This is a genomic window from Flavobacterium flavipigmentatum (assembly GCF_020911905.1).
Taxonomy (GTDB): Bacteria; Bacteroidota; Bacteroidia; order Flavobacteriales; family Flavobacteriaceae; genus Flavobacterium; species Flavobacterium flavipigmentatum.
On the sequence record NZ_CP087133.1, the window covers coordinates 3,438,663 to 3,451,764 of the forward strand.

Here is a 13,102-nt window from a genome sequence, read left to right on the forward strand (position 1 = left end):
TCCATAATTGATCTATTTGTAAAAAATAGACTATTATTTTATTAACAACATACAATATTAACAAATAAAATAGGTAGAAGTCTTGTTTTTAGGTACGGTTTGACTACGGTACTTGTAAAAAAATGTAGTAATAAGCATTCAAAATAAGTAGAAGTACCTGAGATTATACTTAATAATAAAATACTAAAAATTAAGAATAAACTCAGTAATATTGGCGTCTGAAGGAAGCTGTAATTTTTTTCGAATGCGGTATCGGGTGTCCTCAACGCCTCTTACGGAGATTCCTAAAAGCGGTGCAATTTCTTTAGTATTGAAATTCATTCGCAAATAAGCACACAAACGCATATCTCGAGGTGTCAGTTCTGGGAAACTGGTTTTGAGTCGTTGCATAAAATTATCATGAAGCTGATTGAAGATTTCTTCAAACTCATTCCAATGCTGATCGCCTTGCAACTCATGATCAATTATCCGATTTATTTTTGTGAGTAAAGTAAAATTTACATTCGCATCATTTTTCTTGTCGATTTTACCAATAAGTTCCTTGATAGACAGTAAAATTTCGTTTAAATGAATAAGATTTACGGTATTCGAAGCCACTTTTGCATTTTTTAAATTGATGGTAGCTTCAAGGTTTTCACGCATAATAGCCATATTCTCCTGTTCTAATGCTAATTTTTGCTCGTTTAATGCGGCACGATTTCGCAACAATTCTTTTTCCTGATTCAGGATCAATTGTTCGCGTTCGCGTTCTGCAAGATTTTTTTGGTATCTGATAATAGCATAAATCAACACACAAAAAAGTGCCAAATACAACAGGTATGCCCAGCTTGTTCTGTACCAAGGCGGTAAAATTCGAAACTTAAAAACAGCCTCATCACTTACAACATCATATAGATTTTTTGCTCTAACGTGAAAAACATATTCATTTTCGGGCAAATTGGTATATTCTTTTTCAGTCTGAAGATTCCAATCCGACCATTTGGGATCAAAACCCTCCAGCCAATACTCGTATTTTGTAGCATCGGCTTCGTCATAACACAAAGATGCAAACGAAAAATGTAAAGCGTTATTAGCATGAGACAAAACAGGAGAAAGTTGATCGCCCGAAGAAATATTATGAGTTGGCAACACATCATATCTGCTTGAAAATAGCAGACTGTCTTTAGGAAAAATACATTTTACCTCCGAGATGACAGCTTTATATTTAGAAAGATAACTTTTATTTCCGTTCTTTTTATAATGAATTAAACCATCCTGCGTGCCAAAAAATACATCTCCGCTTGCTGTTGTTTGAATGTTTTCGAAACCCGGAATATACAAATATCTTAATTTTCTAAAAGGCAATTCTTCTGTAGTAAATTTGCCATTTGCCTCCCTGCTCATCTTCCCTGTATTGTCGCCGGATACATACCAAATATTATTTTGATGGTCTTCCTTGAGCAGGCGAATATGGTTTTCTGTGCCGAGATATTTTTTAAAAGTGGCATCAGGAATCATTTTTTTCGACTTTGGATCTTGTTTGTAAACTCCTTTTGTGGTTCCAAAAAGCATCTGATTGTCAATGCTAAAATTATTCAGAAACAAACTCGATGGAAAACCATTTTTTTGGTTGTAAAAATCATAATCTGTAACCGTATCAAAGTTTTTATTAAATTTTAGTTTAAAAATACCTTTGTATCCGTGAGCCACCCAAATGTTTCCATCTCTATCGGTTACAATGACTCTGCTGCTTTCATCAAATCCTTTTATTTTTGTTTGATATCCCCATGTTTTATTTATATTTTTTAGAAGATACAAACCCGTATAACCGCCAACAAGAAGCAAGTCTGGATGTTTTGGAATAATTATCCCTTGCCAGGCACCATTTGTTTTTGTGAGTAATTGAGCAGAATTTCCTTTTATTTCGAAAATACCGTTTTTTTCAAAAGCCAAAAGCGAATTGCCGTAAACCCCAATATTCCAGACATTTTCAGACATTCCAGAAATGTGTTGAAAGTGTACATTTTCTTGCTTTCCACTTTTATATGCCTCCCAATCGAGCCAAAGCAAACCATTATCGGTGCAGATGTATAATTTATTTTGATAAATCTGACTGCAATAAATTTTGGTTTCAGAATTAGAAGTATCTAATATTCTTGACAAGGGTGATGAAATCTGAATCATCGAAATACCCTCTTTTAGCGTTACCCACAAGTTGCCTTCTTTGTCGGTTTTAAGATTGGTCACATATTCATTCTGCAAACCCATTTGTTTGTTAATATGCTGAATCAAATGCCCTTGACTATCAATCACCACCAAACCAGCCTGACGCATTCCGATGCCATAATAACCATCGGGAAGTAAAATTCCGGTAGAGATTTGGTTTTGCTTTAATAAATAATCTGCCTCGGTTACAAAAGGCTTTATTTGATTGTTTTTAAAAATAAAAAGTCCGTTTTTTTGTGTGAGTAAGAGCATGCCTTCCTTCGTTGCAAGAGCTTTTCGAATATTCATGCCCACAAACTGTTGTCCGCCAGTGACGGGTTGCAAAGCATCGCCTTTGAGTTTTAGCAAGCCTTTGGCATTATCCAAAACATAACTATCCATACCAATAGTAAAAAATTCGTCAAAACTAGAATCCGACTTTATGACCTTGATTTTGTTATTCTTAAAAATAAATATTTTTTCGTTAGAGAAAAAAATCACTTCCTCATTTACAACAGTCGTATGCAAAACATCGCCAAATTTTTTGGCCAAGTTTGGAAATAATTTTACTAAAGAAGTGTATTTATATTGGCCGTTTGATAATTGAGCCGCATAGCCAAATTCGCCTTGAGCGCCCACATAAATAACATCTTTTTTGTCAATGGCGAGCGAGCGAATCATGCTTTTATTTTCGGGTTGCGTTACAATACTCCATCGCACACCATCAAATTGCATGATTCCGAAATGATTGGCAAAAAACATCATTCCTTTAGAATTTTGCAAAACATCCCAATTTTCTGAAGCAGCTTTATAGGTTTTCGGACTATAATTGGTAATAAAGGGAACCCCTATTTTTTTTATTTGAGCATTGACTAAACAAGGGAAAATAAATAGGCATACAACTAAAAATCTAAGTATAAAATTCGTCATTTGGCTTTGTCTGTAGGTTAATTTGTGGCTATTGAAACCACAATATCAAAAAACAACTTCTTTGGGAAAAGCTGTTTCTGAGCGAGACAAATCGTTTATTTATTAACACCAATACTGATAATTCAATATTTTAAATCATAAAAAAAACGAATATCTAAATTCAAATATATAAAATTTTATTTTAATGCAACAAATTACATTCTGTATAAAAAATCTGTAAATCAATAAATAAAGTGATAAAAATAAACTTACATCGGCAATATGATGTGAAATGTTGCTCCCACGTTTTCTTTCGCTTCGGTAAAAATAATTCCCTTATGATTTTCTACAATTTTCTTTCCGATAGCAAGACCAATACCCGTTCCGTTATAGACATCAGAGTTATGCAATCTTTGAAAAATAGTAAAAATTTTATTTTCATATTGCTGCTTAAAACCAATGCCATTGTCCTTGACGATAATTTCGCAATAGCGGGCATGCAGGTCTAAAGTAGGATACTTTTTAATTTCATTAGAAGTCATTTGGCTCGAACTAATCTCTACTTTGGATATCGAGCCATCATTTTTACTAAACTTTAGTGCATTACTGATCAAATTATAAAAAAGCTGATTCATCTGTAGCGGCATAGCCTTGATAACAGGCAATTTACCTACTTCAATTTGAGCATTTTGCTCCTCTATTAAAAGTTCAAAATCAATAAGAATGTTTTCGACAATTACATTTAAATCTGTCACTACAAATCTTCGTTCTGTATTTTTTAGATACGAATATGTGAGCAAATCTTTAATCAAAGTATTCATCCTAATCGAAGATTTGCTGATTTTTTCGAGTAAAAGAAGTGCTTCCTCAGAAATATTTTCTTTCAAACCTAAAAGCCTGCTGATAAACATTAATATTTTACGCAAAGGTTCCTGTAAATCGTGACTTGCTATATAGGCATATTCCTGTAACTGAACATTGGCGTCGTTTAGGTCTTTTATCGTACTTTCCAATTCGGTATTTGATGTTAATAAATCTACCGTACGCTCGAGTACTTTTGCTTCAAGACCATCCGTTAGTACCTGTAATCTTTGTTCTGTAATTTTTCGTTCTGTAATATCTTCAATAGCCAGCAAAATCAGCTGTTCTTTACTGGTTTCGTTGGTTACTTGTCTGGCGTTTAACAACATCGTGCTTTCGCCATAAGGCAAAAGATTTACAGAAATCTGGTAATCGTCAAGCTGTATTTTTTCGGGAAGTATCTTTTCTAACATTGCGCGCATCGGAATGTTATCAAAAAGATGATTCTGAATCTCATAAAGCAATTTACCGGTGGCTTCATGTTTTGCAATATTGTATTTGTTAGAAAACGCCCGGTTAATGTTTCGTATTCTTAAATCATTGTCCAACACCACAATAGGTTCCCTAAGAGTCGCTACAATGGCTTCGGTATAATTTTTTGAAATATTAATTTGCAGCTGTTTATTTAAGAGCTCCTGGTTTATTTGCAAAAGCTCCTCATTGCTCGACTGCAATTCTTCTTTAGAAGTTTCCAGCTCTTCATTGAGGCTTTGCAGTTCTTCACTTCCGCTCAATAATTCTTCATTGGCGCTTTGCAATTCTTCATTTGAAGCTTCCTGCTCTTCGCTTATAGCGTTTACATCATCGTGTATTTTTGCTAATTCTTTTTCGAGCTGTTCAATTCTTTTCAGATAAACAGTATTCCGAGGATCATCTGAAGCAGCCGCGGTTGAAATGATATCTTCCTTTCTACTGCTGCTTTTGCGAAAAATCACTAAAAAATAAGGCTCTGCAGTATCTTCTAAAGGTTGAACTTCAATAGTTATTTCGCTGATATTTTGTTTATTTTTAATCTGAATTCCCTCTTTTATAATAAGCGAACCCGTTTCTTTGGCTTTATGACAGGCATTACGCAGTTGAAAAACCAATCCATCGCGAGCCATTTTTAAGAGATTAAAAGAGGGTTTACCCGGATTAAGCGCTATAAACTCTGTAATAACGCCATTAATATGTACAATATCCAAATTTTCATTAACAATAACGCTTGGCGGTGTATGCTTTGAAAGCAAAACCAATTCGGCACTTTTTCTAAAATCTTCTTTAGGTATTTCTTTTCTTTTAATGGGTGTCTTTGGTATTTTAGATTTTTCGTCAGACCTTACTCCAGAATGTAAAATTCTACCAGAAACTTGTTTACGACTGTAAATTTTTGCGGCTTTATCGAAAGACTGAAATAATTCGCCAGCCGGAACGGTAGTTTCTGACTTTCCTAAAAGTAAAAAACCATTTTCTTTTAAAGCATAATGAAAAGTGGTAAGGGACTTTTTCTGCAAAAGCGAATCCATATAAATGAATACATTTCTGCAACTAATTAAATCCATTTTGGCAAAAGGAGGATCAGTCAAAAAATTATGAACAGCAAATATGCAAATATCCCTAATTTTCCTTTTTAATTTATAGCCGTTTACAGTTGGCGTAAAATACTTTTCCAGAATGTTTTCTGGAACATTTTTTACCTGAGATTTTGTATAAAAACCAGTTCTCGCTTTGACTATTGCAACTTCTGAGATGTCTGAAGCAAAAATCTGAATTTCCTTTCCTGCCAAATTATCTCCTAAACATTCATGAAGTGAGATGGCAATCGTATAAGCCTCTTCTCCTGTAGAGCATCCCGCCACCCCACCCAAACGCGTATCGTGTTTTCTTCGGCAACTTTGGTGCATATCAAAGGGAAAACCTTTTCGCGCAGAGTCGCAAATATTTTGTCATCTCTAAAAAACTCCGTCACAGGAATTAGCATATCCTTAAACAAATCTTCTTGTGCATTTTTATCAATCTGAAGCATTTTTAGATAATCTGCCAAATTTTCCATGTTGCACATTGCCATTCTTCTGGCAATACGACGACGAATTGTGGTTTGTTTATAATAGGTAAAATCTACTCCGCTATGATGGCGCAGTATTTTAATGATTTCTTGAAATGCTGCTTCATCATCGGGATTGTTTTCTTCGCTGATTAAATTTCTTGCTTTTGAGAATTCGATCATTTTTTTTACGATCTCAGCCGGCGACAAAATATAATCGACCACGCCAGCGTCTATGGCACTTTGCGGCATTTCGTTATTTGCAGCATCAATATTCTGAGCAAAAGTAATTCCGCCGTGCTTCTTGATCGCTTCAAGTCCCGCAGTTCCGTCAGATCCGTTTCCTGAAAGCAATACGCCATACGCCAGATCAAGATGAACTTCGGCCAAAGAATTAAAAAAAACATCTATAGCCTGATTTTTTGTATTTTTAAGACGTGGACTTAGCTTTAAAACCCCATCAAAAGAAGTAAGCATTTTATTTTCTGGAATAACATAAATCGTATTGGGCGCCAGATGAATCTCATCGGTAATTTCGTTTATCGGAATTTTAGCCACTTTCGCAAGTATTTCCGTCAGCATACTATCGTGCGTCGGATGCAGATGTTGCACAATGACATACGCCATTTCAGAATCGAGAGGAATTGTGTCAATAAGCTCCTTAAAAGCCTCAAGTCCTCCTGCCGAAGCGCCGATACCTACAATAGGAAAGTCTTGGCGAGTAGCCTTTGGTAAGATATTTTTCTGCGTATACATGATGGTTAACCTTTTGTGTATGAGTAAGAACCAAATTAATTTGGCGATAGTGTGTGTTTTTCGCTAAAGCGAAATTATAAAGGAGTCCATTGCTTCTTTTTTTAATTTTTCCTCCCAATTTGTTTCAATGACTTTTTTTAATATTTTTTTCAAATCATTAAACTCAATAGGTTTTACAATATAGGCGTTGGCACCTAAACTATAAGTATCTTTTATACCCTCTTCGGTTGAAGATGTAGAATAAATAGCTATTACGGGAATGTGTTTAAATTTTGTATCCTCTCTAATTTGCTGTAAAGTTTCCAGACCCGAAAGTAAGGGCATATTGAGATCTAAAAAAATGATATCTGGAATATCAGAATTTAAATCAGAAAGACGATCTATGAGTTCAATACCATTTTTACAAAATTCAACGGGATAATTTAGGTGAAGATCTACAATTGCTTCTGCAAAAAATTCTCTATCATCTTCATCATCATCTGTTAACAGAATCCTCATATTGGGCTTATTATTCATTGCAACGGCAGTATTTATCTCAAATATAAACATAAATAGAGAGCGAGATATAAAATAAGGTAATTTACTTACGTTATTATACATAGAAATTAACATCTGTTAAGAAGAAAACAACGTATATAACACGGTATTACTGTTTATTACAAATTTATTTTGATTGAAAATAATTATAGAATATTTATTATTTAATAGGTTTTAGATTACTTTCATTTCGTGAAGACTAATAAAAGCTATGCAAATCTCCATTTTTAGTAAAGCTTTTTCATTATCACACGAAAAATATAAAATCGTCATGATCGATTCAGTGCACTAAAAGAATAACTTTTACTTAAACTGACGTTAATTTTGAGTTTTGAATTTAAATAAAAATTGATTTTATAATATTATTTTTTACATTTGCTGCTATTTTTATTTATTCTAAATAGATTGTTAAGCAAACGCTTTTTCTTTCGATAAAATAAATCATAATCAATTCAAAAACAATAAAAATCTAAATATGAAAAAGAGTCTTTTTATTTCTCTTGCCTTAATAGCCACTTTTTGTGCCAATGCACAACAAAAGAACATTTTATTAGAACCTGCTTTTTGGAAAACAGCACCCGATGTAAACGCTGTCAAAGCTGAAATAGCAAAAGGAAATAGTGCGTCAGAAGCCAACGCAAATGCTTTTGATGTCACAGTTTTAGCGATCAACAATGACGCTCCTGTTGCCACTATAAAGTACTTACTGGAACAACCTGGAAATGAAACCAACAAATTGACCCACGATAATCGTATTTATTTGCATTGGGCCGCCTACAAAGGAAACACAGAAGTGGTTGAATACTTAATTGCCAAAGGATCCGACATTAACTTTGAAGACAGTCACGGTACTTCTCCAATTTCCTTTGCCGCCTCTAGCGGAGTCGTAAATCCTGCTATATATGATGCTTTTTTTAAGGCTGGAATTGATCCGAAGAAAAAATATAAAAATGGCGAAAACCTATTGCTTCTGGCTATTCCGTTTGATAAAAATCTAACCAACAGCGATTATTTTGTCACCAAAGGAATGTCATACCAAGATGTGGACAACAATGGAAATACAGCTTTTGATTACGCTGCAAGAACAGGAAATATTGCCCTTTTGAAAAAATTATTAGAAAAAAAAGTAAAATATACCGATAATGCTCTTTTAATTGCCGCTCAAGGGAATCGCAGAGAATCGAATACTATTGAAACTTTTAAATTTTTGGTTGAAGACGTAAAAATAAAACCAACAGCCACAAACAAATCTGGAGAGAATGTTTTGCACCTCCTCGCAACAAAGCCGAATCAAAAAGAAATCATTAGTTATTTTTTAGCTAAAGGTGTAGCTGCAAATAAAGCTAATAAGGAAGGAAATACGCCGCTTATCATTGCTGCCGGGTCAAGAGATGCTACTGCATTGGAGCAACTTTTACCAATTGTAAAAGACTATAATACTCAAAATATAAAAGGAGAATCGGCGCTAACTATGGCCGTAAAATCAGGAACTCCTGAGGCAGTTGCTCTTTTATTAAACAAAGGTGCAGACGTAAATGTTCAGGATAAAGATGGTAACAATTTAGGTTACTATTTGGTACAATCGTACCGACCAAAAATGGGTAAGGAAAAAGAGTCAACTACAGATCCGTTTGAAACAAAAGCAAAATTACTTCAAGACAAAGGACTTAATTTGGCTGCACAACAAAAAGACGGAAACACTTTATATCATGCTGCAATTGTCAAAAATGATTTGAATTTAATTATAAAATTAGCTTCTTTTGGCATAGATGTTAATGCCAAAAATAAAGATAGCTTAACGGCTTTGCACAAAGCTGCGATGACCGCCAAAGATGACGAAATTCTTAAATATTTATTATCTATCGGAGCCAAAAAAGAAATCACTACAGAATTTGATGAAACTGCGTATGCTTTGGCCAAAGAAAATGAATCATTGACCAAAAATAATATTGCTGTCGAATTTTTAAAATAAATACAAAATTGCTGTGATTTTAAATTCTACTTTAGAAAGAAGTTATAGCTTTACCAACAAAATATAAATTTATTTGCTACTATGAAATCAATACTGAAAATAGCCCTTACAAGCACTTTTATCCTCCTTACCTCTCTTCAAGCTAATGCGCAGGCAAGCAAATACAAATGTATGCTACAAATGGCCAATTATATGGGCGAAGGTGCTTATATAGTCGTTTCATTAATTAATCCGGCGGGAGAGTATGAAAAGACACTTTATGTAATGGGTGATGATAAAAAATGGTACAGTTCGCTAAAAGAATGGAATAAATTTCACTCTAAAAAACCTTCAGATATCAGTGCCAAAACGGGAGCATCTGTTACAGGTGGCGATCGCAGTATTACTACCATCGAAATTGAAGATGCTAAAGTTAATAAAGGCTATAAATTAAGATTCGAATCTGCTGTAGAAGATCAGAAATATTATGTAAACGACTTAGAAATTCCGCTCACAACAGCAGGAATTGCTGATAAAACAGAAGGTAAAGGATACATCCGTTACGTAAGGCTCAACAAAATCTAACAGCCCGACATTCAATACAATTGACTACATTTCAATAGATTACACTCGATGACTCTTTCTTTTTGGCGTTACACACACTTAGCTCTGGCTTTGTTTTCTTCTTTATTTTTACTTTTGGCAGCGTCAACGGGTATTATTCTGGCAATCGATGCCATGCAGGAAAAAACGCTTTCATACAAAGTTGAAAATTTTGATCAAATAACTCTGGGAGAAATTCTGCCAGTCTTAAAAAAGACCTATCCAGAAATCACCGAATTAAGTATTGATCACAACCAGTTTGTAACACTGCAGGCGATTGATCAGGAGGGCAACGATGTCAATGCGTATATTGACGTAAGAACCGGAAAAAAGCTGGGTACACCTCAAAAAAAGAGTGCATTTATTCAATGGGTGACAGGTTTTCATCGCTCATTATTTCTTCACGAGGTTGGACGGTTCTTTGTGGGTGTAATTTCATTTTTATTGGTGTTAATTGCAATTTCTGGTTTTGTCCTTGTGCTCAACAGGCAAAAAGGTATCCGAAATTTCTTTTCGAAAGTAATCAAAGAATATTTTGCTCAGTATTATCATGTTGTACTGGGTAGGTTGACATTAATTCCGATTTTAATTATTGCCTTAACCGGAACGTATTTGTCTTTAGAAAGGTTTAATTTTTTTATGGACGAAGACAAAAAACCAGTCGCAACCACACAAACAACAGCTTCAGATATTGCAAAAAAAGGTAGTGAAATATCGCTTTTTAAAAATACACTTTTATCAGATGTAAAGAAAATTGAGTTTCCTTTTACGGATGATCCAGAAGAATATTACATCATCGAATTGCAAGATCGTGAAGTTGAAGTTCATCAGGTTACAGGCGCTATCGTTAGCGAAAAACGTTCACCAATGACTGTTCAATTATCCGATCTAAGTCTGAATCTACATACCGGGAGAACCAATGCCATCTGGGCTTTTATACTCGCTGTTGCCAGTATCAACATTCTCTTTTTTATCTACTCTGGTTTTGCCATTACGTTGAAACGAAGATCAAGCCGAATTAAAAACAAATTCAAAGCCCACGAAAGTAAATACATCTTGTTAGTAGGTTCTGAAAACGGAAGCTCGTTACGATTTGCCAATGCCATTCAAAAGCAATTAGTGGCACACGGAGAAAAAGTATTCCTCGCTGAAATGAATAGTTTTACTGTTTTTCCGAAAGCGGCACATATCATTATTTTTACTTCAACACATGGCTTGGGTGATGCACCTTCTAATGCCAACAAATTTATTTCGTTGCTAAAGACACATCAGCAACAGCAAAAAATCAATTTTTCGGTGGTGGGCTTTGGTTCAAAAGCATATCCTGATTTTTGTGGTTTTGCTTTTAAAGTAGATCAAGAAATAGCTAATCTTAGTTGGGCGGAACGCTTTTTATCGGTACAAACAGTAAACGATAAATCTACTGTAGAATTTGTCGAATGGACGAAATTGTGGAATGTTAAATCCCAAACCTCTTTATCTACTACTCCATCGCTCTATAATCACGTTCCCAAAGGATTACAAAAACTAATGGTTTTAGAGAAAACAATGGTTTCTGAGACCGAACAAACATTTTTACTTACGCTTCGCGCGAATAGCAGAGCCAAATTTACATCTGGAGATTTATTGGCCATTTATCCAGCCAATGATACCCGAGAACGCCTCTATTCTATCGGAAATCGTTTGGGTAACATTCAATTGGTCATCAAACTGCATCCTCACGGATTGGGTTCCGGTTATCTAAATCAACTACAGTCAGGAGATGTTATTAAAGGACAAATCATTCAAAATAATGCTTTTCATTTTCCTAAAAAAGCTCCTCTAGTTGCTTTTATTTCAAACGGAACTGGTATTGCCCCTTTTCTGGGAATGATAGCACAAAATAGGTCAAAAACAGCTGCTCATTTGTATTGTGGTTTTAGAAAAGAAACCGAAACAGTTACGGGTTATAAAAAATTCGCTGCAGCGATGATTCAAAAACAACAGCTTCAAAGTTTCCATTTGGCTTTATCGCGTGAGGCCGAACATTTTTATGTAATGGATTTGATTCGAAGAGATGCTTCCTTTTTTATTGATTTGCTAAAACATGGCGGCGTTATCATGATTTGCGGGTCTTTGGCCATGCAACAAGATGTAGAATCGGTTTTGGATGCCTTGTGCAGTGCCGAAAAAATGATGCCTTTAGAAGCTTACAAAAACAATGGCCAGTTGCTCACAGATTGTTATTAAACTGATTTTACTCCGCTAAGATGTCTAAACTTTCTAAACACGTTACTTATAAAATACTCCTTATTAGCATGGTAATGAGTTGCCTTATGGGCAATACGCAGGTTTTGCGAAAAAGAACCACGCTATTGATGGGAGGCCGTTTTGACATTAGTATCGTCGCAAAAGATTCTTTGGCGGCAGAACAAAATATAAATCTTGTTATTGCAGAAATTAGCAGAATTGAAAATTTAATATCAGACTGGAAAGCAGACTCACAAGTTTCTGAAGTCAATCAAAATGCTGGAATTCGTCCTGTAAAAGTAGATCGTGAAGTTTTTGAACTTACTCAGAGAGCCATTCGTTTTTCTGAAGCCACCAACGGCGGTTTCGACATTAGTTTTGCTGCCATGGACAGGATCTGGAAATTTGACGGATCGATGACCGAGATGCCTTCGGCGGAAGCCATACAAAAATCTGTAGAAAAAGTAGGGTATAAAAATATTATTCTCGATAGTGTAGCCTCGACCATTTTCTTGAAAATAAAAGGAATGAAAATAGGTTTTGGCGCTCTGGGCGAAGGCTATGCTACCGACAAATGTAGAGCAATGATGCTGGCCAAAGGCATCAAAGCGGGCATCATAAACGGCTCGGGAGACATGAGTACTTGGGGTAAACAACACAATGGAAAACCTTGGAAAATTGGAATTACGAATCCGTTTTTTCCTGAAAAAGTCTTAGCTGTCGTACCACTAGAGCAAGACGCTGTAACTACTTCTGGCAGTTACGAAAAATTTGTTGTTTTTGATGGCAAACGATATTCTCATATTATCAATCCCACTACAGGTTATCCCGCCACAGGATTGTGCAGCGTTACGGTTTTTGGTCCCGATGCAGAAACTGCCAACGGTTTGAGTACTTCGCTTATGGTTTTAGGAAAAGATCAGGGATTACTTTTGCTTGAGAAATACCCGAAATATAGTTGTCTGATGATTACCGACAATGGCAAAGTCATTCAATCAAAAAACTTCCGTATCAAGAAATTCAAAGCAAAGCTCTAGTTTCTTATTACG

At 35.1% G+C, this 13,102-nt stretch carries 8 protein-coding genes; 4 read left to right on the forward strand and 4 right to left on the reverse strand.

The genetic code is table 11. From position 1 onward, the window contains the following. Window positions 1-183: 183 nt before the first annotated feature. The 4 genes from LNP22_RS14775 to LNP22_RS14790 form a co-directional block, all read right to left on the reverse strand. A complete protein-coding gene (locus LNP22_RS14775) occupies window positions 184-3,114 on the reverse strand; it encodes a triple tyrosine motif-containing protein (protein ID WP_229974139.1) in 2,931 nt (976 codons plus the stop codon). A gap of 248 nt (window positions 3,115-3,362) precedes the next feature. After that, complete coding sequence (locus LNP22_RS14780; RefSeq protein WP_229974140.1) at window positions 3,363-5,837, reverse strand: CheR family methyltransferase; 2,475 nt, start codon at window positions 5,835-5,837, stop codon at window positions 3,363-3,365. Next, window positions 5,729-6,733, reverse strand: a complete 1,005-nt coding sequence (locus LNP22_RS14785) for a chemotaxis protein CheB (RefSeq protein ID WP_229974141.1) — start codon at window positions 6,731-6,733, stop codon at window positions 5,729-5,731. Before LNP22_RS14785 ends, LNP22_RS14780 begins: the two co-directional genes overlap by 109 nt. Window positions 6,734-6,796: 63 nt before the next feature. After that, the gene (locus LNP22_RS14790) at window positions 6,797-7,333 is read right to left on the reverse strand and encodes a response regulator (protein WP_229974142.1); all 537 of its coding nucleotides are present in this window, start codon (window positions 7,331-7,333) and stop codon (window positions 6,797-6,799) included. Between the two features lie 412 nt (window positions 7,334-7,745). Between LNP22_RS14790 and LNP22_RS14795 the strand changes: the two genes are divergently transcribed. The 4 genes from LNP22_RS14795 to LNP22_RS14810 all read left to right on the forward strand — a co-directional run bounded on the left by LNP22_RS14795 (window position 7,746) and on the right by LNP22_RS14810 (window position 13,090). Next, window positions 7,746-9,242, forward strand: a complete 1,497-nt coding sequence (locus LNP22_RS14795; RefSeq protein WP_229974143.1) for an ankyrin repeat domain-containing protein — start codon at window positions 7,746-7,748, stop codon at window positions 9,240-9,242. A gap of 81 nt (window positions 9,243-9,323) precedes the next feature. Then, a complete protein-coding gene (locus LNP22_RS14800) occupies window positions 9,324-9,806 on the forward strand; it encodes a DUF2271 domain-containing protein (protein ID WP_229974144.1) in 483 nt (160 codons plus the stop codon). 48 nt (window positions 9,807-9,854) lie between these two features. Further along, window positions 9,855-12,053 (forward strand): PepSY domain-containing protein, encoded by a 2,199-nt coding sequence (locus LNP22_RS14805; protein ID WP_229974145.1) that lies wholly within the window; start codon window positions 9,855-9,857, stop codon window positions 12,051-12,053. A gap of 20 nt (window positions 12,054-12,073) precedes the next feature. Beyond that, the gene (locus tag LNP22_RS14810) at window positions 12,074-13,090 is read left to right on the forward strand and encodes an FAD:protein FMN transferase (RefSeq protein ID WP_229974146.1); all 1,017 of its coding nucleotides are present in this window, start codon (window positions 12,074-12,076) and stop codon (window positions 13,088-13,090) included. The last annotated feature ends 12 nt before the right edge of the window (window positions 13,091-13,102 follow it).

What these genes read in the sequence shown, in the direction of transcription:
- LNP22_RS14775 (WP_229974139.1), bottom strand. Translation starts at nt 3,114, where the DNA reads ATGACGAATTTTATACTTAGATTTTTAGTTGTATGCCTATTTATTTTC.
- LNP22_RS14780 (WP_229974140.1), bottom strand. Translation starts at nt 5,837, where the DNA reads ATGCACCAAAGTTGCCGAAGAAAACACGATACGCGTTTGGGTGGGGTG.
- LNP22_RS14785 (WP_229974141.1), bottom strand. Translation starts at nt 6,733, where the DNA reads ATGTATACGCAGAAAAATATCTTACCAAAGGCTACTCGCCAAGACTTT.
- LNP22_RS14790 (WP_229974142.1), bottom strand. Translation starts at nt 7,333, where the DNA reads ATGTATAATAACGTAAGTAAATTACCTTATTTTATATCTCGCTCTCTA.
- LNP22_RS14795 (WP_229974143.1), top strand. Translation starts at nt 7,746, where the DNA reads ATGAAAAAGAGTCTTTTTATTTCTCTTGCCTTAATAGCCACTTTTTGT.
- LNP22_RS14800 (WP_229974144.1), top strand. Translation starts at nt 9,324, where the DNA reads ATGAAATCAATACTGAAAATAGCCCTTACAAGCACTTTTATCCTCCTT.
- LNP22_RS14805 (WP_229974145.1), top strand. Translation starts at nt 9,855, where the DNA reads ATGACTCTTTCTTTTTGGCGTTACACACACTTAGCTCTGGCTTTGTTT.
- LNP22_RS14810 (WP_229974146.1), top strand. Translation starts at nt 12,074, where the DNA reads ATGTCTAAACTTTCTAAACACGTTACTTATAAAATACTCCTTATTAGC.